This window comes from Halobacteriovorax sp. DA5, assembly GCF_002903145.1.
Lineage (GTDB): Bacteria > Bdellovibrionota > Bacteriovoracia > Bacteriovoracales > Bacteriovoracaceae > Halobacteriovorax_A.
Genome location: NZ_PPDJ01000009.1, coordinates 113335 through 136680 on the forward strand (window position 1 = coordinate 113335; position 23346 = coordinate 136680).

Consider the following 23346-nt stretch of genomic DNA (forward strand, 5'->3'; position numbering starts at 1 on the left):
CAGGTATTTGACGTTGCGTGATAGTTTTCTTAACATTTTATATAGATAGTCTTTTATTACGGTCAAAGGGATGACCGAGGGAGCTTACATGGAAGTTATTACGGTTGCAAATAACAAGGGTGGTGTTGGGAAAACAATGCAGTGCTACCAATTAGCGACACACTTAGCTAATAAAGGGAACAAAGTACTTGTTATTGACCTAGATTCACAGGCCAATCTAAGTTCAACTTTTAATTTACAAATTCACAGAACTCTTATCCCTGAGTGGTTAATTGGTGACGTTACTATTGAAGACGTTATGGTTCCATCAGAAGGTAAGGGGAAATTTCATAAGAATATCACAGTTATTCCATCAAGCCGTCATATGGCCAATCTTTCTAAACTTCTCATCCTTTCAGAAGGTGAGATTAGAAAAGAAGCAGGTCGTAAGGAAAGGTTGATGAGACTTAGACTTGAGCAAGTTCCTGAAGGAATGTTTGATTACGTTGTAATCGATACTCCTCCAATGCTTGGAGATGAGCTTATTATGGCACTAGTTGCTTCAAATAGAATTCTTATCCCAACTCAGGCACAGGACTACTCAATTGATGGTCTAGAAGAGTTAATGGATACTTTCGAAATTATTAAAGAAACTGAAAATCCATCACTTGAATTTTCAATTATTCCATCAATGGTTAATACTAGAAGAAAGATTGAAAGGCAGAGACTTGAAGAACTTGCTCAATCTTTCAATATTACGCCACCAATTAGAAATCTTGTTCAAATGCAAGAATCAATTTCGTTAAGAAGACCTATCTGTAAGATGGGGAAAAAGTCTCGTGGTCACGGTGATTACACGGCACTTTGGGAATCATTAAATCTATAATCTATAATTTTTGAGACACACGGATGTGTTTCGCTTTTAAAGGGGCCATGTGTGTGTGACTGGCCCTCTTTAAAGGAAAACAGTCTCAACATAGGGAAGAGGAATTTATGGCAAAAGACTTTGCTCCAAGAGTTTCTAAAAGACAAAGAAAGACAATCGATCTAACTGAAGGTCTAGATAGTAAAGTAGTTGAAAGACTATCGGGTGATCGCCTTCTTCAAGGTGCTAAGCTTGATGAAGTTTATTTAAAAGAAATCGTAGTTAAAGAACAGGTTAGAACGAAGTTTAATGATAGCTCTCTTAAAGAGCTTTCTGAAAACATTAAGCAAAACGGTCTAATTCAACCACTTGTTCTTCATAAAGATAAATTAGGCAGACTAGTTCTAATTTGTGGTGAAAGACGCTACCGTGCCATGACACTTATTAAGAAAGAAAAGTGTCCTTGTTTTATTCTTGATAAGAAGACAGAACAAGAGCTTATGGCAATTCAGTTCTCTGAAAACTCTTCAAGAGAAGCGCTTCACTATATTGATAAAGCAGATGGTATTCTTAATTACCAAAAAGCGACAAAAGCTAGTGAAAGAAAGATCCAAGCTGCACTTGGTATCTCAAAGTCTGAAGTTCACCGCTCACTAATGATTGCTAAAATGGGCAAGAAAATTAAGGAAGCAGCAAAAGCATTTAATATTGAGAAGTATGTTCTTCTTGAACTTGATGCTCTTGAAAAAGGTGTTCTTAAAACTAAACTTACAAAGATGCTTTATAAAGGTGAGTTGACTAAAAGAGCTGAGCTTAAGAAGGCCATTAAAGATGGTGGTGTTCTAAAAGCTGGTAAAGTTAAGAAAACTCCAACAGTTCCAAAGGGACTTACTGCTAACGCATTCATCAAGACGCTTAAATCTCAAGCTAAATCAAAGAAGCTTGATAAAGACACGCAAGCGCTTCTAAATCAACTTCTTAAAGAAACACAAAATATCGTAGATATGTAATCGCTGCTTTTAGGTGAGCTAGTTTAACTAGTTCACCTTTGGCATCGTCCTTGCAAATTATATTAGTAATTAAACATATTACTTATGTAATTTGAGGGGCTTACGATGCTAAACAAGGCAAACAAGAGAGAGAAATTTTATACACACTGTTCAAGGTTTATACAGCTAACTCTGGTAGTGTTTACTATTCAGACAGTTGCTTCTGACCTAACTTTGTTTAAAAACTTCAACCCTAGAGTGAAGATTCAAGATCGTACTCCGCAAAGCTTCTATGCAGATGTTGACTACACGCCAAAGCCTGAAGAGTATAAAACATTTCTTGATTACGTCTTTGTTTACGATAAGGCCGGCGTCCTTCAGCGTATGTCTAATCACTACCATCAGCTACAAGAACGCGATGAATACGTAAAAAATTGGGATCTTTCTACGACGACGATCTATCGACTTTCGACTCTTGATGAGAGAAAGCGCTACTTTAATAAGCAATTTCTAAGATATATTGATAAGAGAATTTCGGGCTCTGTTAAATCTGCTAAGAAAGGCTCAACTCTTGAAGCCGTTGGAAATATGAAAGATACTCTTTCACCTAGTTCTGAAGCTGAGCTTCTACCAAATTTTAAAGTGAAGTTTAGAGCGAAGGTTCTAAAAGGTCTTGCAACAATTAAGTTTATCAATCCTTATATCGATGCAAACACACACCTTTCTTTATCTGATGGCGTGACAATGCAGCTACAAAAGAAATTTAATGATAACCGTACTATTGCCTCTGTTGATTACAATCCGGCAGGGACGACTGTTGAATTCTATGTTGAACAGGCCATCACAAATAACTTGAGAGCAAGAGCGTCTTCAATTGATATGGTAGGGGGAAGTAATGCTGACCATGTGCTGCGCATTAATTATCATGCACCATTCAATTTCTAATTAACCGAATTCGCCAAAAAAAGTCAGCTTTTGCCCTAAGCAAAAGCTAGCGCTTCCGTTACAATAGGAGTAAATTAGTCCTTATTTTACGTATAACGGAGTTAAAAAAATGAGCAATCTTCTAGATAATCCACTATACCAGGATGCCATTGCGCAATTAGAAGAATCTGCAGCAATTATGGGACTTGATCCAAACGTTGCCGACAGACTTAAACACCCAAAAAGAGCACTTCAAGTAGCAGTTCCTATTCGTCTTGACGATGGTACTGTTAAAACTTTTCAAGGATTCAGAGTTCAGCACAATATGACTCTTGGGCCTGGAAAAGGTGGAGTACGTTTTCACCCAGGCGTAGATTTAGCTGAAACAGCTGGTCTTGCTATGCTTATGACTTTTAAATGTGCCCTTGTTGGTCTGCCTCTAGGTGGAGCAAAAGGTGGTATTTGTGTTGATCCAACAAAACTTTCTCGTCAAGAGCTTCAGTCTCTAACTAGAAGATACACTACTGAGATCAACATGATTATCGGTCCAACGATTGATATTCCAGCACCAGATATTGGTACTGACGGTCAAACAATGGCGTGGATGCTTGATACATATTCTCAATTAAAAGGTTACACTGTTCCAGGTGTAGTAACAGGAAAGCCAATTACTGTTGGTGGTTCACTAGGTCGTAGTGAAGCTACAGGTAAAGGTGTTGCATTCTGTGTTAACTTTGCTGCAAAGAAACTTGGAATGACAATTGATACAAATACAACAGTTGCAATTCACGGTTTTGGTAAGGTAGCTGTTCCTGCTGCTGAAGACCTTCAAGCACAAGGTGCAAAGATCGTTGCTGTATCTGATGTTTCAGGTGCTATTTATGATCCAAATGGCCTTGATATTGAAAAAGCTGTTGCTTGGGCAAAAGGTGGACGCCTTCTTGCTGATATGGATGGAGTAGAGAAAATTTCTAACGAAGAACTTTTCGCTCTTGAAGTTGATATCTTAATCCCTGCAGCAATCGATGGTGTTATCACTGAAAAGAATGCTCACAATGTTAAAGCTAAGATCATTGCAGAAGGTGCAAACGGTCCACTTAATAAAGCTGCGATTGATATCGTAACTAAGAATGGTTCATTCCTAGTTCCAGATATTCTTTGTAACGCTGGTGGTGTTATCGTTTCTTACTTTGAGTGGGTACAAGGTCTTCAGAACTTCTTCTGGGATCTTTCTGAGATCAACAAAAAACTTCACGACATCCTAAAAGATGCTTTCGAGAATGTTTATGAAGCTCACCAGAAATATGATATTGATATGAAAAAGGCTGCTTTCGTTGCCGCTCTAAGAAGACTAGAGAGAGCAATGAGACTTAGAGGTCTTTTCCCAGGTTAAGATTTATATTACAATCATAGGCGCGTCCTTAATGGGCGCGCTTTTTTTTTATTATGAAATATATTGCAACACTTCTTTTTACATTCTGCATTTTCGCTAGTGTTACTAGTGAACTTGTTACTGGCGCTGATCGCAAGATTTTCAGCTACGCAAAGGTGTGTGAATTTTTTGGTGTAAAAGATGCAATGTTAATGAGTAAGTCTTCGACAACGAAGATCGATTGCATGGGAAAAGAGTTTGAGATTGCAAAATTTTGTGAATCTAAGTTTTCAAAAAAACTAAATTACACAAAAGCTCGCTTTGACCTTGTTGATGGAAAGGTCTCTTGTCATTTCTCTGATACTGTTATTCTTGAACTTACATGTAAAGATAAGTACGAAAAATTTTGTAAGGACGCAAAAGGCTCTTGTCAAAGTTTAAAGGGAGACTTCGCTCACTCTCTCGAAGTTTCATCTGCGATGATTCTAGAAATTTATCCTCCTCATTTAAAATGTTTTTATCAGTCAAAAGCTAAGATCCCTAATTCTAGTAATTTATAATTAAAAAAAATTCATGACTCTTGCACTCCTAGTAATAGGAGGGATTATGCACAAGCAAATGCTAGGTCTTCTACCTCTTGGGGGGAAGGGACATTTAACAGAAATTTATGGTTATGCTTCAAAGGGAGTTCCGGGACTTGAAATTGTTGGTCTTGGTACAAAAGGAAAGTCGATAAAAGAGAAGTTTATTTTTCTCTCAAAGAAGTACAACTTGAAAATCTCACCAAAGCGCTATGTTCTGTGCATTGATGACAATATGGTTTTAGGCTCTTTAAGTTCCAAAGAAGAACTTTATCGCTGGCTTGAGTTACCACTTTTGATTCTCTATTGGTCAATGGCCGGGGTTCTTCCCATTCAAAACTTAAATGATTGTCTTTGCGCAGGAAGAATCTCAACACGAGGAAAGATTGAGCCCTTTCGATTTGATGAAACATCCCATGCTTTTTTAGAGAGATTGGATGCTATGAACTTGAAAGTGATTGCAAGCTACACCCAAGATCTTCGAGGACTTACGTACTTTATTCCCCTTGATGAGATTATTAAATTCCCCGACGCATCGTAAGTTACTGTAATTACTATTAAGGTGGGAAAGTAATTCTTTTTCTTGTGCGTAAGTTGTGCGTAAGTTATACTAACTTTCATGGAAAAGAAAATTAGAGCAAAACTACCGATTGCAAATTGTGGACTCTTTGGAATCAGCGAGGATCACATACAGAATTATCAATCTCTAGATGATCGTTTTGTACAGAATCGTTCTGCGACATTTTTCTTTGAAGCACAAGGTGACTCGATGGAACCATTGATTATGCCCGGTGACGTCCTGGTTATCGATCGATCTTTAGAAGTAAAGAGCGGTCGAGTTGCCGTGGTTTATCTGGACGGAGAGTTCTTGTGCAAGAGATTCATTAGACAAGATGGAAAGTCCATTTTGCGCTCACACAATCCCCTGCATCGAGACATTATCATTTCAGAAGAAATGGACTTCTTGGTGTGGGGGCCAATTGTGGCCGTGGCCCGTGACATGAAAGAGTTATGAGGTTTTACGATGGAGAAAGTGTATGCGCTGGTGGATTGTAATTCCTTCTTCTGTTCTTGTGAAAGACTATTTCGACCTGAGTTAAGAAATAAACCTGTTGGTGTCTTATCAAATAATGATGGGTGCTTTGTCTCTCGAACTCCAGAGCTTAAGGCCTTGGGAGTAAAAATGGGGGACCCGTACTTTAAAGTAAGGAGGCTTTGTGAGTCACACGATGTTCATGTTTTTTCTTCTAATTTTTCTTTGTATACAAATATCAGTGATCGGGTAATGCATGTTCTTGCTACCTTCGCTCCATCAATAGAGATCTACTCCGTCGATGAAGCCTTTATTGATTTAACTGGTGTTAGCGGAGATTTAAATGAGTACTGTCAGCATATTCGAAAAACTGTGCTGCAATGGACGGGGATTCCCGTAAGTATTGGTATTGCTCCAACAAAGACTCTCGCAAAAGTGGCCAATCATATTGGGAAGAAGTCACAAAAGGCGCAAGGAGTCGTCTGTATTCTAGAAGAGAGGTTGCAAGATATTGCACTTCAGAGAACTCCTATTGAAGACGTGTGGGGAATTGGAAGGAAGAATAGCGTAAAGTTAAAAAGCATTGGAATTAAAACGGCGTATGATTTTAAGAAGTTCAAAAATACTCATGTCATACAAAGACTTTTAACTAAGCTAGGTCGCATGACTCAAGATGAGTTACGAGGAATTACCTGTTTTGAGTTAGAAGAAGCTCAGCCTAAAAAGAAAGAAATTCTATGTTCACGAAGCTTTAGTACAAGTGTTGTGGATCTAAAAAGCTTGCGAGAATCAGTGGCCAATTATGTAACAAATGCCAGTGAGAAAATGAGAAATCAGCAGAGCTTGTGTTCAACTATTGAAGTTTTTTGTTTAAGTGATCCACATAAGATCGATCAAACGCCATATTATGGTAAAGACAAAGTTAAGCTTCTTGGTCCAACAAGTGATACCAGAAAAATTATCAAGTATGCATGGGCGGCCCTTGATGATCTCTTTCGCATGGGGGTTTGTTTTAAAAAGGCCGGAGTAAAGCTTGGAGACTTTTCAGATTCAGAGATTATCCAACAAAGCCTATTTGAAGAATTAGATGATCCGCGAAGTGTGAAGCTAATGGAAATCATTGATAAAATTAATCGACGAGAGGGAAGTGGTATGGTTAGGTCAATGGCCTGTGGGGTCGATAATCAGGCATGGAAAATGCGAAGGGAGAAAATTTCTTTGCGCTATGTCACAGGTTGGAGCGAATTGCCAAAATGTTCGTAGTGTCAGCGATGACATATATTGCCATTAGTTGATGACGTGACTATAATGACGAAATGAGCATATTTAAAGACAAGATTAATATATTTGAAGCAGTAATATTAACATCAATCGCCCATATGGTATTCTTTGGAATGTATTTTGCGAAAGCGAATCCTCAATGGTTTAGCGATGTTTACACAGTTGAAGATGGATTCTTAGAAATACAACAGGCCATCTATCTACTACTCGTTTCATTTGTCTGTCTGTGGCGCTACTTTAAGTTAAAAGGTACAAAGCCAAAATTATTCTCATTTGCGCTTCTTGGTTTTGCAGCACTTTTCTTTTTTGGATTTGGAGAAGAGATTGCGTGGGGCCAAAGAATTTTCAACGTGACTGCGCCTGAGTTTTTTCAGCAATACAATACACAAAATGATATTACACTCCACAACTTAAAATTCGGTGATTTCAAAGTTAATAAAATTATCTTTGGTCTTATTGTCGGAATTATTGTTGGTGTTTATGTATTAATTCTTCCATTTCTCTATAGAGCAATTGGTTTTATTCAGTATCTTGTTGATGACTTTGCAGTTCCTGTTCCAAAGTTAATGCACTCTCTTTTTTATCTTTTAATGTTTATTCTAGTAAGCTTAATTGATCACGGTAAAAAAGGAGAAGTTGTAGAACTTGTTGGGTGTGCAATGTTCTTCGTTATTTTCTTATTTCCTTATAACGACAAGACTTTCCAGAGGTCATAAATGAAAGACTTCGATGAGTTAAATGCCATAAGCGAATTAACTTGTATCGAAGACCCACTCATTCGTTGTCGTGAAATTACACGTATTAATCATGAAGGTGAGAGCTATCCAATTCATAGTTTTGAAATTGGTAGCTCAGATCCAAGCGCTCCGGTTCTAGGTTTATTTGGTGGTATTCACGGACTAGAAAAAGTAGGGACACAAGTCGTTGTTACTTATCTTTCTTCATTATTTAAACAACTATCTTGGGATGAAGAGTTAAGACGAAGCCTAGAGAAGTTTAGAATCGTATCGATTCCTCTTATCAATCCATGGGGCATGTATCATCATCGCCGCTCTAATCCAAACAATATTGATCTTATGAGAAACTCACCATCGCGAACTCATGAGAAAACAAAATTTCTACTATCAGGACATAGGTTATCAGATAAGCTTCCATGGTATCAGGGAAATAGTGATCAAATGGAGCATGAACTTCAAACTCTAGTAGACTATGTGAAAGAACATATATTTGAATCTCAGCGTGCTATCTCTGTCGACTTCCATTCTGGCTTTGGCCTAAGAGATCGACTTTGGTATCCTTATGCCAGAACGCTTACACCTTTTAAGCATATAACAGAAATGGAAAACCTAGAGCACTTATTAAATGAAACCCATCCTCATCATATTTATCGAATAGAGCCGACATCTGAAAGTTATACAATCCAAGGTGATGCCTGGGATTATCTATATGATGAGTATTTAGAAAAAAATCCAGAGGGAGTCTATCTACCTTTAACTCTTGAGATGGGAAGTTGGATTTGGGTTAAAAAGAATCCATTACAAATATTTAGAAGAGGAGGATTATTTAATCCTCTTAAGTCTCATCGATATGATCGAACGATGAGAAGACATATTATGCTAATTAAATTTCTCTTTCGAGCTGTTGGAAGTTCTAAAGCATGGGTGAAAAGGTAAGTTATGAATTGGTTGCTTCTTAGGGGTTTAGCAAGAGATAGTCGACATTGGTATGAATTCCCTGACTATGTAAAAAAAATGAAAGGCACAAATCATGTCTTTGCAATTGATTACTTGGGTGTTGGTAGCAAGAATGAAGAGAAGTCTCCATTAAAGATATCTGATTATGTTGAAGATATGAGAAGTGATTGGCTAAAACTTAAAGAAGAAAATGATGGCCCGTGGAGTGTTATCGGAATTTCAATGGGGGGAATGATGGCCCTTGATTGGTGTGAGCGACATAGCGATGACTTTGAACATGCTGTTCTTCTTAACACTTCAACGAGTGACTCAGGGAAAATTTATCATCGTATGTCTCTTGAAGCAGTAACGACCTTTTCAAAACTGGCCTTTAATAACAATCACCGCGAACGAGAAGAAAAGGCCTTATCTTTAACTGTTAAGATGAAAGAGTTGTCTGATGATTTACTTGATGCATATGCTGCATATTTTGAGGAAAGACCTCTTAATCGCGCTAACTTTGTAAGGCAGTTAATTGCGGCATCACACTACCGTTTACCTAAGAAATTGAAAACGGATGTCTTGTTGCTTGCAGGCAAGCAAGATAAGCTTGCAAATTATAAATGCAGTGTTGAAATTTCTAAAAGGCTTGGTGCCGCGCTTGAACTACATGAACAAGCGGGACACGATTTACCTCTAGACGATCCTGAATGGATCATTAAAAAGATTGAAGAGCATTACTTAGATAGTAAATAAACATCTTCTTTTAATGGCCCATAAGAGCGTGCATTAAGGGCCGCTTTTATATGTGGCCATTTAACTCTTCTCTTCCATTTTTGCCATTTTGCTAAAATTCTTAAATTCTTACGATACTCTAAAGGAGTCTTTGATTCTGCAGTAATAACCACAGCGTTTTCTTTCTCTAGAAATGAAGAGATATTTACGTAGCTAATTGGCTCAACATTCATCTCAAGAGTTTGCTCGTAAAAGTAAGAACGACGATCAACTAGTGCTACATTTTTATCTTTGAAAAGACCTTGAGCGGCTTGTGGAACAGGTAAGATGTAAAATTGAGATGCAACAACTGACCATAAGAAAATTAAATATAGTCCCATCGTGTTGAAAGCAATGAGCATCTTTCTTTTAAGAATGAAAATATTTGTCACAATAATTAGAGCAACAAATAGTAAATTGGCAACGATCGTTACTCCATCAGAAAAATAAAGGAGTAGGCATCCAATGGCCAAAAATAGGATATTAATTGGCAAGAAGATAAAAAGGATACCTTTTGCCTTTTCTCGAATAGTTTCAATATCGATTTGCAAGAGCATGAAAACCATTAGGAATGGAATTGATGGAATTGCATAGTGGTGTGATCTCTGAGATGGAATTAACCATGTGATAAAGAAACATAAAAAATGTGCAAAGAAAAAATATGTTTCATTATTTAAGTTCTTAAAGTTTTCTCTTACTTTCTTCCAAGCAAATGGAAGAATTAATAACCATGGAAGAGAATAGAGAATGAGTCCTTGGAATACCTTAATCATTGGCATTGGCTTTTGATCAAATTTTCCTACATTTTCTCTTACGAAGAAGTAATTGAAAAACTCTTCACCATAGTTTAGATAACTAATGAAGTACCAAAGACAACTCAAAATAGTAATCGATAGAAAATAGAAAAAGCACTCTTTAATAATAAAGCGCTTTTCTTTCTTGAATAAGAAAGCTTGATAAAGAGACATTGCAAGAAAGCTCATAACAATTGAAACAGGGCCTTTGATTAGAGCTCCTACCGCTCCAAAAAGAATCGCCCAAATAAAATACTTTTTAGCCTTTGTCTTTAAGTAGTCAAAAAGAAAGAGTGAGCTAATAAATGGAAGAAGAGATAGAGATGTTTCCATCATAAATGTTCGACCAAATTTAATAGCACCATAACCTCCTAAAAAGAAGGCCAGAGATAATAGTGGTTCAATATTAAATCTTCTTTTTAACCAAACTGCAGTCAAGATACCGAGAGCGATTGTAAGAAATGCCATCGACGCTCGTGCACCTGTTAAAGAAGATTCTCCCATTAGTACATAAATAGGAAACGGCAGCCAGAAATGAACTGGTGGTTTTGACCAATGTCTCTCTCCGCGGTAGTGGGGTGTCATAATATTATTTGTGTCATACATATCTTGTGATATTTGCACATATAATGATTCTGTCCCTTGTCTTGGGGCACTAATATTTCCAATGTCCCAAAAGTAGAAAATTGAAAATAGGAATGTAAAAATAATAAATAAATTCTTATCTGAAACTTTTGTCATATTTATAAACTTCGTTTTATTTTGATAAGGTTTTAACCATATCTACGTATTTCTCTTCAACTTCAAATTTTTTGCCAAGACACTTCTCTAAGTTTTCGACAACAATTTGACCATTTTGTTCTGCTGTAACAATTGCAGTTTTTCCTTCAAGAAGTGATTTAACAGCAAGATGTCCCATTTGGGTTGCAATAAAGCGATCACGACCAGTAGGGTTTCCTCCGCGTTGAATATGTCCTAGGATACAAACACGTGAATCAATCTTGTGATCTTCAAGAAGTTTGTTGTGAACGTAGTGAGACAGACCTTCAGTTTCCCCTTCAGCAGCAATGATGATTGAAGAACCTTTTCCACGCTGAAGTCCACGTTTAATATCTGTCGCAATTGTGTCAACATCAACATTACTTTCATCTTGAATAGGGAAGATAATATTTTCTGCTCCAGTACAAAGTCCTACGTGAAGAGCGATAGCAGGAGACTTTCGCCCCATTACTTCAACAATGAATGTACGATCGTGTGAGTGTGCAGTGTCACGAATTTTATCCACGGCCTCAATAGCAGTTTGAACGGCAGTATCAAAACCGATTGAATAATCAGTTCCTTCAATATCATTATCAATTGTTCCAGGAATTCCAACTACTGGAACACCGTGTTCCTTGTGAAGCTCCCAAGCACCATTAAATGAACCATTACCACCAATAACAATTAAGGCATCAATATTCTTTCTCTTAAGAATATGTGCCGCTTCTCTTCTTATCTCTGGTTGCATAAATTCAGGACAACGAGAAGTTTGAAGAATTGTTCCACCTTTTTGAAGAATGTTACCAACACTTGCGGCATCCATTTTGTGTTGCGATCCTTCGAGTAGACCTGCAAAACCACGACGAATTCCATAAATCTCAATATCATTTGCAATACAAGTACGAACGACTGCTCTAATCGCACAGTTCATTCCAGGGCTATCGCCACCGCTACAAAGAACAGCAATTGTTTTAATCGACTTTACATCTTTTTCAACTTCACTCATAAAATTTCCTATTCAAAAATATGATGGCCAGTAAAACTTGCTGGACGATCAATCCCCATAATATAAAGACAAGTAGGTGAGACATCCATTAGCGAATGATCCCCCGGTGCTATAGTAAAAGCTTTATCCTTTAATGCGCTATTGATAACACAAAACGGTACCGGTGCTCCTGTATGAGCTGTATGTGGTGTTCCATCCTTATGTACCATTTGGTCACTATTGCCATGATCGGCAGTGATAATAATAGTTATATTTTCATCAAGACATTTTTGTACTAGTTTTCCTACGCACTCATCAAGTGTTTCAATAGCATGAACTGCAGCTTCATATTTACCCGTGTGTCCAACCATATCTGAGTTTGCAAAGTTTACGACACTAAAATCAAAGTCACTTATTTTAGAAATTAAATTCTCTGTTACTTCTGGCGCACTCATTTGTGGCTTTTCATCATAAGTTGAAACTTCTTTTGGCGAAGGAATTAGAAAATGTTCTTCATTTGGAAAAGGCTTCTTTTCTCCACCATTAAAAAAGAATGTTACGTGTGCATACTTTTCAGTCTCAGCAATCTTTAATTGTTTCTTTCCAATACTACTTAAGTACTCAGTCATTGTTCCTTGAAGCTTCTCTTTATCAAATAAAATTGGAAGTTCCATTTCATCCGGAATAAATGGCGTCATACATAGAAACATTGCTGGAAAGAATGGCCTTTCAAACTCAGTAAACTCTGGATAGTTAAATGCCATTGTTAACTGAATTGCGCGATCGGGTCTAAAATTTGTAAAGAAGACGCAGTCTCCTTCTTTAATAGCGTAGTCTTTATTAAAGAGTGTCGGCGATACGAACTCATCAGTGCGACCAGCTTCATACTCACTATTGAGATATTCAATAGGTGATAAGTCAGTCACATCACCATGACCTAGGAACATATCATATGCTAATTTGATTTTTTCCCAACGGCGATCACGATCCATTCCAATTGAGCGGCCTTGCATTGAAGCAAAGTGTGATCCTTCAAAATCAACGATCTCTTTTAAATACATTTCACCACATGCTGGCGGTGTATCTCTACCATCCATGAAAGCATGTAAGAAAACTTCAATACCTTCTTTCTTAAGACATTTGATGATTTCTTTTGTGTGTTCAATATGTGAGTGAATTCCACCGTCCGAAAGAAGTCCCATGAGGTGAATGCGATTATTATTTTTCTTTGCTACTTCAATGAGTTCCTTCAGTTTAGGAAGTTCACCAAAAGTATGATTTTTAATTGCTTCATTAATACGAACTAAATCCTGGCGAATGGCACGTCCCGCACCTAAGTTCATATGGCCAACTTCCGAATTTCCAACAACACCTTTTGGAAGACCTACTAAAACACCACCTGCTTGGATCGTTGTAAATGGATAACTTTTAAACAATTCATCCAAAACCGGAGTTTTTGCATCTCGAATCGCATTCTTTTCAGTGTTTTCACTAATCCCAAAGCCATCTAGGATGACAAGAAGGGCCTTTTGGCTAATATTTTTAATCGACATAAATTGATTCCCGTTAAAAGCTTATTCAATCCTTATTCTAATACTACCCAAATATTAGACAAAATACTCTATCGTGTTCATTTTTTAAACACTAGGTCTTTGTAAAGGACTGTAATCTCATCTTAAAACTTGGCACACAACTTGTATATATATAGGCAAATAGTTTAAACACACGCAAACACAGAGAATTTTGGAGAATACTATGAAACTTAACCTTAAGAACACATTACTTTCAGTTATTGTTCTAGCTTCGCTTGTCGGGTGTGGATCTGACGGTGGGTCTGGAAATGGAAGCACTTATGGAAATTACGCTGCTGGCTCTGCTAGTGAGTATGTTGATACAGCAAGAGGCTTACCAAATAGCTTAAGCACTGCGGATGAATTATCTCAAGCAATTGTTAATAATAATTTTGCAAATAGAAGTATTGGCGATTCTGAATATCCTATTTATACAATTTCTAGCTTTGATAATTTATCAGGATCAAATAATTCAGGTAATTGTGATGATTTTGAAGTATTTGGAATGAGTTTAGGAACTATATGTACTTCATCATCTTCTTCGTCTTCATCTGGCTATACTGTCGGTGGATATCGTGGTCTCTATAGAGATGGAAGAATTGCACGTAGTAATGAGTCTCTTGATGGCGCATTTGGATCTACTATTTCACAATTAGCTACTTTCTTGGCCAATAAAGTACAAGAGTCTGATGCAAATGGTACACTTTTTAAACGTTATGGTTATGGATATGCTCCATATAAAGATGGAATGTGTAATGACTATAATTGGGTAAGAAGCTACTACAATGGATCGATACAATTTTGTACTCAAGTTGCACAAACATATGCAGTGGAGTGGATTGTGACAATTAACGGAAAAAGGGCCCTTATTAATATGAATGCACCACTTGCTTTACAACCAGTTTTAAGAGCAACAAGTGTAGGAGTTTCGGCTCACTAATAAATAAAAACGATTTTAAATTTATACCTGACTAAAAAGCGCGGCATTGTTCGCGCTTTTTTATTAAATTTAACCTAATTTACTCCGGCTAAATTGTGTCTACACGTGCATGAAATCTGAACATCATTTATAATAGAACTGTTTTAGTATTAAAAAAGGACTATTATATGGCAAAGTATCGTACAGATTTAATGGATGTGAATTTCAATCTATTTAAAGCGTGCAAAATTCAAGACGAAGCAAGCGAGCTTGGATATGGTGAAGCTGAATTAAAAGATATCCTAACTCAATTCGATAAATTCGTTGAAAATGAAATTTATCCAACTCGTCAAATTAGTGATGAGATTGGCGTAAAGCACGTTGATGGAAAAGTTATTGTTCCAGAAGTTTTTCACCAAGCAAATAAAGCCTTCTATGAGAATGGTTGGTATGCACTTGGTTATCCTGAAGAGGTTGGTGGAATGCCAGCTCCTCACGCAATGAAAGTTGCATGTACTTCAATGGCAATTGGTTCAAATGTTGCGTGGTCAATGTACTACGGACTGTCTCAAGGTGCCATGAATGTAATTCTTAAGGTTGGTTCTCAAGAACAGAAAGATCTATTTGTGACAAAGATGATGACAGGAGAGTGGGGAGGCACAATGTGTCTTACTGAGCCTGGTGCTGGATCTGATGTTGGGAACGCAAAGACGACGGCAAAACCTCTTGATAACGGGAAATACGCAATCAATGGTGTGAAGATTTTTATCTCTTCTGGAGAAAGTGATCTTTACGAAAATAACATCCACCTTGTTCTAGCAAGAACTCCTGGTGCTCCAGAAGGTACGAAGGGACTTTCCCTTTTTATTGTTCCACGCTTTAACGTTGAAACTGGTGAGTCAAATAATGTTAAGTGCACAAAGCTAGAACATAAAATGGGGATTCACGCACAGGCAACATGCGAATTAACATTTGGTCAAGATGGTGAGTGTGTTGGAGAACTGATTGGGAATGAGTTTGATGGAATGGCAAATATGTTCATCATGATGAATGAGGCAAGGCTTCTTTGTGGCCTTCAAGGTGAAGCTCAATCAAATCTTTGCTTTGAGCTTACTGAGCAATATGCAAGAGAGCGCTCTCAATTTGGTACCGAAATTATCAATATGCCAGATGTTAAGAGAATGCTTCTTAAGATGAGGTCTACGGGACGTGGACTGAGAGCTCTTTCTCTTTATACAGCAAACCTTTTTGATAAAGCTGAAAAAGGTGATGATGAAGCTGAAAAAGAAATCGCATTATTTACTCCGATCTGTAAGGGATTTTGTACAGATGAGGGTGTAAATATCGCAAGTGAAGGTGTTCAAGTTCACGGCGGTTACGGATACTGTACTGAGTATGGAATTGAGCAATTTATGCGTGATACAAAGATTGCTACAATTTATGAAGGTACAAATGGTATCCAGGCGATCGACTTTGTTATGAGAAAAATCCTTATGGATAAAGGCGAAACATTCTTTAATGTAGGTAAGAAGATTCAAGCGACAATGAATAGAGAAGAAGCCAAGGCGTACCCTCATGAAGTTTCAATGATTGGAAAATCAATGGAGATGAGTGAAGAAGTTGTGAAGAAATTCGGATCGTTTATGGCGGCAAAGAATCAAAGCGCAGTTCTAGCTCACGCAACAGATTTTTTAAGTTATTGTGGAAACCTTGTCGTTTCATGGCTTCTTCTTGAGCATGCTTGTATTGCTCAAAATGAATTAAAGACGGCAACAGGTGAAGAAGAGAAGAAATATTATCAGTCTAAAATCGATGATTTTAAAGTTTTTTGTCAGTACCAATTAACGAGAAATATTGGACTCGCACATAGTGTTTTAAACTTCGAGGAAGATTTAACTTCGATTAATGTTTAATTAAAGATTAAGCACAAGGGTATGTGAGAGATGCAAGAAATGGAAAAAGGAGTCGATCTATTTAATGAGGCGACTCGTGGTAGTACAGACTACTATAAAGACAATGTTTATATCATGAAAAAGAAAGGAGAGTATGCTCCTTTAAGTTTCATGAAAAAGAAAGTTGAAGGCTTTGATGAGGAAAGCTTACTTAGTCGTGGATTTATATACGACTCACTTGAGCTCGTAGGTGATAAAGAATTTTCTGAATGGTATGAGAAACAATTTTCTCGAAAGATGAAAAGGTCTCATGCTAAGCAGGTTCTAATTATTCACTTACCGGATAACAAAAGAATCTTTGACGCTATTGAAACAGTTAATAAGGTTTATGATATTCTTCGCGATGAGCGAATTATTTTTAATGGTAAGAAGCTTCCTGTTCAGTTGGGGGAGTGGTACGCAAAATGTATCTTCGGTCTAATGCAACAAAAGTCGACATCACAACGAGGTTTTGATTTCTACGTTGGTGATAAGAGAGTTGAAGTTGTTGTGCATTGGGGAGATCAAACATCTCCAAAAGGTGTAAAAGTTAGAAAGTCTCTATGTGATCTTTCAGCAAGCGTTATTATCATTTATCTAGCTCGTAACTTTATGATTCGAGATATCTGTCTTCTCGATTCAGATTATGTTTTAAGAAAATTTGCAGGAAAGGGACATACTCTTTTTCTAAAAGATTCTGAAATTAGTGGTTACTTCTTTTCAAAGTCAACGAAGCATAAAGATAAAGTCGTAAATAAGAATGCTCTTCTTAAATACGCTTTACCTAAGCTTGCGATGAATTTAACAGAATTCTTAGAAAGCTAAGATTATAGTAATTCATATTTTAAAAGGCGGCATTCAATGTCGCCATTTAAAAACTCTGTTTTCTTACTTGTTTTTAAACGAATATTTTTTCTTAGTGGCCCGTGAGCTGTAAGAATAAATGCTGTAGAACCCTTGAAGTTATTTTTAAGAGTTTCACCCATCTCGAAATAGAAGTCGTTAATATCAAGACCACCAATCGCTTGAATACGCTCTCCATAAGGAGGGTTAAATAGGATTAATCCTCTTTCAAATCCCGCAGGTGCTTGTGAATTAATGAAGTTTTCGCAGTTGAAGTTTACGAAATCAACACGGCCAAAACAGTTGAGAAGGTGAGTTCTCATGAGTTTAAAGTTTTCAACATCAGCATCATTGCAATAGAACTTATCATTTGGAATTGAATCTATTCTTTCCTGTGAATCTTTCATGATCTCGTGAACTTTATCAAAGTACCAATCAACTAGATTCGAATCATGAAACCACGGCTGACCTGTAAAAGAATACGGAGTCGTATTTTGTTTAAGTCTTAAAAATGCTGGCGATAATTTCAAGAAGTAGAAAATTGCTTCAATTAAAATTGTTCCTGAACCTGCCATTGGATCATAGAATGGACCTTGGCAGTCCCATTTTGTTTCTGCAATAAGAGAAGCCGCTAAGTTTTCACGAAGTGGCGCACGGTGTCCGCTTTCACGATAGCCACGCTTATCAAGAGAAGTTCCAACCATGTCAGCGTAAACAATTACTTTACAGCCTTCTTTAACCTTTTCAACACGTTGAAGAAAGCTAACGTTAGGTTCATTTGTCTCTACATTTGGACGCTTATTAAATTTATCTCTCATATAATCAACAAGAGAATCTTTTAGAGTTTGTGAAAGGAAGATAGAACTTCTAAAAAGCTCCTTACTCTCACCATCTAGAAGAGTGTTGATTTTAAAAGTTTGCTCTGGAGTAATATAGTCTTCCCATGGAAGCTCACTTGCTCTTTTATAGATTTGTTTTTCGTCGCGAATATAGAAGAAGCCAACTTCTTTAAAGACACGAGAAGCAATTCTAGCGTTGAAGATATATTCAACTGTGGCCTTATTTCTTGCCTTAAATGAAGCTCCACCACGGCCGGCCTTGGCCTCGATACCGTTAGCACGTAGCTCATTTACTAGATATTGTTCGCAACCTCTTGGGCAAGAGGCAAAATAAAAACTCTTGTCATTAATGACTTTGTTCGACTTCTGATATTTTTCCATGACTCGATTTATGATTTATTTAGGTATGTGTCAAAGAAAAAGGCTTAAGTTGGTAAAAATTCGTTCATTTTCCTCAATAAAATAGGCTAATTTCCTTTGTATAGGGTTCAAACTTGGAGCATATGCTGATATAGTTTCGAACATAAATATATAAAGATTTATTCATACATAAAGTGAGGAAACATGAGCTTTACAGATTACAAAGTAGCAGACATCTCTCTAGCTGACTGGGGAAGAAAAGAAATTAAGATCGCTGAAACTGAAATGCCGGGACTAATGTCTCTAAGAAAAGAGTTTGGAGCGGCAAAGCCACTTAAAGGTGCAAAAATCGCTGGTTGTCTTCACATGACTATTCAAACAGCTGTACTTATTGAGACTCTAGTTGAGCTAGGTGCTGAAGTAAGATGGTCTTCATGTAATATTTATTCAACTCAAGATCAAGCTGCTGCTGCAATCGCTGCTGCTGGAATTCCTGTTTTTGCTTGGAAAGGTATGAACGAAGAGGAATTCGACTGGTGTATCGAACAAACTCTTAAGTGGGCAGATGGATCAGCTCTTAACATGATCCTTGATGATGGTGGTGACCTTACAAATATGGTTCACGACAAATATCCTGAATTAATCGAAGGAATCAAAGGTCTTTCTGAAGAAACAACTACTGGTGTTCACAGACTATATGAAAGAGTTAGAAAAGGTACTCTTAAGATGCCAGCAATCAACATCAATGACTCTGTAACAAAGTCTAAATTTGATAACCTTTACGGATGTAGAGAGTCTCTAGTAGACGGTATCAAGCGTGCAACTGACGTAATGATCGCAGGTAAAACTTGTGTTGTTGTTGGTTACGGTGATGTTGGTAAGGGTTCTGCTCAGTCTTTCAAAGGTCTAGGAGCAAGAGTTATCGTTACTGAAATCGATCCAATCTGTGCTCTTCAAGCAGCAATGGAAGGTTTCGAAGTAATGAAAATGGATAAAGCAGCTTCTGAAGGTGATATCTTCGTAACAACTACTGGTTGTCTAAAAGTTATCAATGCTTCACACCTTGATAAGATGAGAGACGGTGCAATCGTATGTAACATTGGTCACTTCGATTCAGAAATCGAAATTTCTCACCTACACAATAACTACGAAGAAGATAACATCAAGCCACAGGTAGATATGTATACTTCAAAAGATGGAAGAAGAATTATCCTTCTTGCTCAAGGTCGTCTAGTTAACCTTGGATGTGCTACTGGTCACCCATCATTCGTAATGTCTAACTCATTCTGTAACCAAGTAATTGCTCAAATGGAACTTTGGGACAATGCTGGTAAGTATGAGAACAAAGTTTATATGCTACCAAAGCACCTGGATGAAAAAGTTGCTATGCTTCACCTTGAAAGAATTAATGTTGAAATCGATACATTAACTGCTGAGCAAGCTGAGTACCTAGACATCCCAGTTCAAGGTCCATATAAGCCAGAACACTACAGATACTAAGCAACTGCTATATATGAAGCCTCCGAAAGGAGGCTTTCTTATTTAAGGTAAAACTATGAGCAAAAAGATTTTTCTAGCTACTGATCATGGTGCTTTCGAACAAAAGGAAGCAGTTAAGAAATTCTTAATCGATGAAGGTTATGAGGTCGAGGACCTAGGGACTCACTCAACTGACTCATGCCACTATCCAGAATATGCTATTGCTTTGGCAAAAGCAGTTCAGAAAGAGGGAAGAGGAATTCTTCTTTGTGGATCTGGTATTGGTGTTTGCATGGTTGCTAATAAATTTAAAGGAATTCGAGCGGCCCTTTGTCACAGTGTCGATTTAGCTAGGCTTTCACGTGAGCATAATAATGCAAATGTGATTTGTTTTGGTGGCCGTATTTCATCAAGTGAAGAAGTTCTGGCCATGACAAAAGTATGGCTTGCGACTGAGTTTGAAGGCGGCAGACATCAAACCCGCATTGACATGTTCACTGACCTCGGTGAAAATTAATCTTATGTTTAAAGTTAAATGGACTGAATATATCTCATTCTTTGTTATCTTAGTTGTTGGTATTTATAGCTTATATATATCAAGAACTGATTTAGCTTATTTTGATAAAGTACTAAGTGCTCAAAATGGACTACTCGAGTGGTTTACTTTCGTAGGGCTTTGTCTCATTTCATTTGGCTACTTCTATCGCAGAAAAGTTCTAGCAAAGTTTAGAGATCGTAAATTTCTTATTATGTTAAGTACTCAAGGTGTCTTCTATGTGATCTGTGCACTAGAAGAGGTTAGTTGGGGGCAACGTGTTTTTGGTTGGCACTCACCTGAGATGTTTAGAGATATTAATAGTGTCCTTCTTGAAACTAACTTTCAAAATTGGCTTATTGCCCGTGGAGTTTCACATGAGTCTTGGAACTTATCGTTAAGAGTAATCCTGTTTATCTATCTTTTTGCTGTTCCTTTTTCATATTGTAAAGTTGAGAAGGCCAAGCAATTCATCGATAAATTTGCTCTACCGGTACCGAAGGCCACTCATATTTTAAGTTTTATGATTCTATTAGTGATTACACTTTATATTCCAAGCGAGAATAAGGTGCAATTTGCTGAGTTTTGTTTGACTTGGGTTTTAACGGCCCTAACATTAGAGCCATTTAACCGCAGTATGTTTTCTCGTCGAAGTTTAGTTCGCTAGTCTTTCTATTAGCTAAGCGTGCTTTACGCAACTTGGACATTTTCTTTTAAGCATTCTTCTATATGCATTTGTTGTCTTGTGAAAGTAGCTTGTTGCCTTTTGTCCCATATTGCTTTCGATTAGCCAGCTAAATTTATTAACAAGAGGATAGAGTTTGGCTAGGTGAGTGATCACTTCATCACCTTTTAGAATCTTACTATCACTTGTTATATAGTGGACTACTTCTTGGCACTCTTCTTTGTTGAGTTGAGGGTGTACTTGATAGAGTTTATCATCGTTTACACTGACAAAGTTAACTGATTTTGCGTCTTCTAAGCGAGCAAGGGAGTCCTTGAACCTAACACATAGTGGGCATTCATCATCGAAAATGAGAAGTGGTAATTTATAATTTTCTTCCATGAAAACAACCTTTTATTTATTGTGCTCCTAATTTCTTAGTTGCTGAGTAACGATATCTTCTTGATATGATCTCAAAAATATTACTAGATTTATCTTTAGTGATACCTGCATTTTTTTGTGCTCTTTGAGAGAAATCTAATATCTCTGCACTTGTATTAGCATTGTCTTTCACTTTCTTCTTAAGTAGGTGAGCATATGGATTAGTCGCAGTCTTCTTTTTCTTCTTTTTATTATCGAGACCGCTTCCGCCTCTAAAGTAAAGGCCATTATCTTTTGGTTTATAAGAAGCAGTATACTTGCCTACTTTTCCTCTTAGTCCCGAAGCTCGAGATTTAAGTTTTGCCTCTGCTGACTTACTTTCGTTAGTTTCTGGTGTTGCTGACATCGCATTTGCTACTGCTCCGTCAAAACCAAGTTGTCTAAGTCCTTCAGCAATCTTCGGGTCTTTTTTCTTGTAGCTATCTGGAAGAGTAACCTTGCTAAGTCCATCTTTAAGCTTGTCATTAGCGATAGCAAAGATCTTTCCAGCAGTAGCATTAAAGTTGTTTGAACTATCTCCTGGAGTCGAAATACCATTTGTCATTTTGTAGAAATCATCAAGACTAGTTCCTAGGCCACCTGGAATGTGCATTCCATTGATCTTTGCAGAAATTCTAGAATCGAGACATGTATTTGTTTGGCGACAAGTACAGTTCAGGTCTTCTTTTACATTATTATCAACACAAGTAACTTGCCAGTTATTATTTTGAGCAGTTCTTTGTCTAATTTGCGGATAACAGTACTTAACGTCATTCATTGTCTCTGGTTGGCTACAGTAACAGTCACGATCTGAAACAGGGTTACACTTTCCTTTACCACTTAGTTTATTAGCTACATTATTTAATTTATCAGCAGCATCGCCGTGCATTTTGTGTTCCCACATATAGTAACTAGTCATAAGTGTCGAAGCTCCAAGCTTAACCCAGTTACTCCAACCACTTGTGAATCCACCCATTGTGGCCATTGAGGTAACATAGCATACTGTCGTCGCTCCCCATCCTTTTCTTTGAATATCAACAGACTTTTGACGATCGCGGTGAGAGCGTGCCTGTTTATAAAGGGCCTGGCTTTGAGCATTCTCAACATCTGGCTCTGTTGCTAGTGCAAACTCATCACTCTTTTGTTGAGTAACTCGTGCAATAACTTCAGCCCCCATAGGAATATATTGGCAGTAATCAGTACCTTCTTCTTCTCTAGCTTTGTCATGTTCTGATTGTGCAGCTTTTACATCATCTGGTGATGCTTTGGAGTCGGCCATTGCTTCGGCCTTGCCATTTTCGTTGAATGAGATTCCTTTCTCTTTATATTTAGAGGCAACATCCTTCTTTGTGACAACATCTATTTCGTTAAATTTTCCGCCACCACCAGCTTGTGACATGGCCGGCATAATAATCGAGTAGGCTTGACCTACGGCCTTAAACATTGATGGTGACATTCCCATGAATTTCTCACCGTCAGTTGCATCGCCACCCTTTCTTATATTTTCACACTCTTGAGAGCTACCACATTCTTCGGCCCACTTCTCGTCGGCTTCTCTTTGCTGATAGCCTGCATGAGTGTAATTATCCATTGTATACTTTTCTCTGTCTGTGACATTCCCAGCTGCTACATCAGCTTCAGATGGCGCTTCGTAATTAGAATCTTGTCCATATGACGTAAATGAACACGTTACTAATAATAGCACCACGAGAGTTGTGAATATTTTTGATTTTGGCCTCAACATTAGCTAACCCCAATTATTTAGATTCTTTATGA

At 37.5% G+C, this 23346-nt stretch carries 23 protein-coding genes; 17 read left to right on the forward strand and 6 right to left on the reverse strand.

Going from position 1 to position 23346, the window contains the following annotated elements:
* The first annotated feature begins 88 nt into the window (after nucleotides 1-88).
* The 11 genes from C0Z22_RS13115 to C0Z22_RS13165 all read left to right on the forward strand — a co-directional run bounded on the left by C0Z22_RS13115 (nucleotide 89) and on the right by C0Z22_RS13165 (nucleotide 9453).
* A complete protein-coding gene (locus C0Z22_RS13115) occupies nucleotides 89-865 on the forward strand; it encodes a ParA family protein (RefSeq protein ID WP_158246927.1) in 777 nt (258 codons plus the stop codon).
* 107 nt (nucleotides 866-972) lie between these two features.
* Nucleotides 973-1854: a ParB/RepB/Spo0J family partition protein gene (locus tag C0Z22_RS13120; RefSeq protein ID WP_103218828.1), complete on the forward strand. Its 882-nt coding sequence runs from the start codon at nucleotides 973-975 to the stop codon at nucleotides 1852-1854.
* Between the two features lie 105 nt (nucleotides 1855-1959).
* Nucleotides 1960-2778: a hypothetical protein gene (locus C0Z22_RS13125; RefSeq protein WP_103218829.1), complete on the forward strand. Its 819-nt coding sequence runs from the start codon at nucleotides 1960-1962 to the stop codon at nucleotides 2776-2778.
* A gap of 109 nt (nucleotides 2779-2887) precedes the next feature.
* Entirely contained in the window at nucleotides 2888-4150 is a 1263-nt protein-coding gene (locus C0Z22_RS13130; protein ID WP_103218830.1) for a Glu/Leu/Phe/Val dehydrogenase, read from the forward strand.
* A 53-nt stretch (nucleotides 4151-4203) separates the two neighbouring features.
* Nucleotides 4204-4689 carry a hypothetical protein gene (locus tag C0Z22_RS13135; protein ID WP_103218831.1) on the forward strand — a complete coding sequence of 162 codons (486 nt, stop codon included), beginning with the start codon at nucleotides 4204-4206 and terminating at the stop codon, nucleotides 4687-4689.
* A gap of 46 nt (nucleotides 4690-4735) precedes the next feature.
* Nucleotides 4736-5251, forward strand: a complete 516-nt coding sequence (locus C0Z22_RS13140; protein WP_103218832.1) for a hypothetical protein — start codon at nucleotides 4736-4738, stop codon at nucleotides 5249-5251.
* A 78-nt stretch (nucleotides 5252-5329) separates the two neighbouring features.
* Complete coding sequence (locus tag C0Z22_RS13145; protein WP_103218833.1) at nucleotides 5330-5725, forward strand: LexA family transcriptional regulator; 396 nt, start codon at nucleotides 5330-5332, stop codon at nucleotides 5723-5725.
* 9 nt (nucleotides 5726-5734) lie between these two features.
* A complete protein-coding gene (locus tag C0Z22_RS13150; RefSeq protein WP_103218834.1) occupies nucleotides 5735-7006 on the forward strand; it encodes a Y-family DNA polymerase in 1272 nt (423 codons plus the stop codon).
* A 53-nt stretch (nucleotides 7007-7059) separates the two neighbouring features.
* Nucleotides 7060-7740, forward strand: coding sequence for a hypothetical protein (locus tag C0Z22_RS13155; protein ID WP_103218835.1), 681 nt, complete (start codon nucleotides 7060-7062; stop codon nucleotides 7738-7740).
* Entirely contained in the window at nucleotides 7741-8697 is a 957-nt protein-coding gene (locus C0Z22_RS13160; RefSeq protein ID WP_103218836.1) for a DUF2817 domain-containing protein, read from the forward strand.
* Nucleotides 8698-8700: 3 nt separating this feature from the next.
* Nucleotides 8701-9453, forward strand: coding sequence for an alpha/beta fold hydrolase (locus tag C0Z22_RS13165; RefSeq protein ID WP_103218837.1), 753 nt, complete (start codon nucleotides 8701-8703; stop codon nucleotides 9451-9453).
* Here the strand turns inward: C0Z22_RS13165 and C0Z22_RS13170 are convergent.
* From C0Z22_RS13170 to gpmI, 3 genes are read right to left on the reverse strand one after another with little or no spacing between them, the layout of a single operon-like run.
* Nucleotides 9435-11006, reverse strand: coding sequence for a glycosyltransferase family 39 protein (locus tag C0Z22_RS13170; RefSeq protein WP_103218838.1), 1572 nt, complete (start codon nucleotides 11004-11006; stop codon nucleotides 9435-9437). The two genes, C0Z22_RS13165 and C0Z22_RS13170, sit on opposite strands and share 19 nt — an antisense overlap.
* Before the next feature lie 16 nt (nucleotides 11007-11022).
* Nucleotides 11023-12030: a 6-phosphofructokinase gene (gene pfkA / locus C0Z22_RS13175; RefSeq protein ID WP_199177567.1), complete on the reverse strand. Its 1008-nt coding sequence runs from the start codon at nucleotides 12028-12030 to the stop codon at nucleotides 11023-11025.
* Nucleotides 12031-12038: 8 nt separating this feature from the next.
* Nucleotides 12039-13562, reverse strand: a complete 1524-nt coding sequence (gene gpmI / locus C0Z22_RS13180) for a 2,3-bisphosphoglycerate-independent phosphoglycerate mutase (protein ID WP_103218839.1) — start codon at nucleotides 13560-13562, stop codon at nucleotides 12039-12041.
* A 202-nt stretch (nucleotides 13563-13764) separates the two neighbouring features.
* On the opposite strand from gpmI, the gene C0Z22_RS13185 reads away from it, so the two are divergent.
* From C0Z22_RS13185 to C0Z22_RS13195, 3 genes are all read left to right on the forward strand, one after another.
* Nucleotides 13765-14520 (forward strand): hypothetical protein, encoded by a 756-nt coding sequence (locus C0Z22_RS13185; protein WP_103218840.1) that lies wholly within the window; start codon nucleotides 13765-13767, stop codon nucleotides 14518-14520.
* A gap of 167 nt (nucleotides 14521-14687) precedes the next feature.
* Nucleotides 14688-16412, forward strand: a complete 1725-nt coding sequence (locus C0Z22_RS13190; RefSeq protein ID WP_103218841.1) for an acyl-CoA dehydrogenase — start codon at nucleotides 14688-14690, stop codon at nucleotides 16410-16412.
* 39 nt (nucleotides 16413-16451) lie between these two features.
* Nucleotides 16452-17255, forward strand: a complete 804-nt coding sequence (locus tag C0Z22_RS13195) for a hypothetical protein (protein WP_146037900.1) — start codon at nucleotides 16452-16454, stop codon at nucleotides 17253-17255.
* Nucleotides 17256-17257: 2 nt separating this feature from the next.
* On the opposite strand, the gene C0Z22_RS13200 is transcribed toward C0Z22_RS13195, so the two are convergent.
* Nucleotides 17258-18493, reverse strand: coding sequence for a class I SAM-dependent RNA methyltransferase (locus tag C0Z22_RS13200; protein WP_103218843.1), 1236 nt, complete (start codon nucleotides 18491-18493; stop codon nucleotides 17258-17260).
* A gap of 183 nt (nucleotides 18494-18676) precedes the next feature.
* Between C0Z22_RS13200 and ahcY the strand changes: the two genes are divergently transcribed.
* From ahcY to C0Z22_RS13215, 3 genes are read left to right on the forward strand one after another with little or no spacing between them, the layout of a single operon-like run.
* Nucleotides 18677-19972, forward strand: coding sequence for an adenosylhomocysteinase (gene ahcY, locus C0Z22_RS13205; RefSeq protein ID WP_103218844.1), 1296 nt, complete (start codon nucleotides 18677-18679; stop codon nucleotides 19970-19972).
* Nucleotides 19973-20027: 55 nt separating this feature from the next.
* Nucleotides 20028-20468: a ribose 5-phosphate isomerase B gene (gene rpiB, locus C0Z22_RS13210; RefSeq protein ID WP_103218845.1), complete on the forward strand. Its 441-nt coding sequence runs from the start codon at nucleotides 20028-20030 to the stop codon at nucleotides 20466-20468.
* A gap of 4 nt (nucleotides 20469-20472) precedes the next feature.
* A complete protein-coding gene (locus C0Z22_RS13215; RefSeq protein WP_146037901.1) occupies nucleotides 20473-21153 on the forward strand; it encodes a hypothetical protein in 681 nt (226 codons plus the stop codon).
* A gap of 12 nt (nucleotides 21154-21165) precedes the next feature.
* On the opposite strand, the gene C0Z22_RS13220 is transcribed toward C0Z22_RS13215, so the two are convergent.
* Together C0Z22_RS13220 and C0Z22_RS13225 are read right to left on the reverse strand one after the other, a co-directional pair.
* Nucleotides 21166-21552 carry a thiol-disulfide oxidoreductase DCC family protein gene (locus C0Z22_RS13220; RefSeq protein ID WP_103218847.1) on the reverse strand — a complete coding sequence of 129 codons (387 nt, stop codon included), beginning with the start codon at nucleotides 21550-21552 and terminating at the stop codon, nucleotides 21166-21168.
* A gap of 16 nt (nucleotides 21553-21568) precedes the next feature.
* Nucleotides 21569-23278, reverse strand: a complete 1710-nt coding sequence (locus C0Z22_RS13225; RefSeq protein WP_146037902.1) for a hypothetical protein — start codon at nucleotides 23276-23278, stop codon at nucleotides 21569-21571.
* Between the last annotated feature and the right edge of the window lie 68 nt (nucleotides 23279-23346).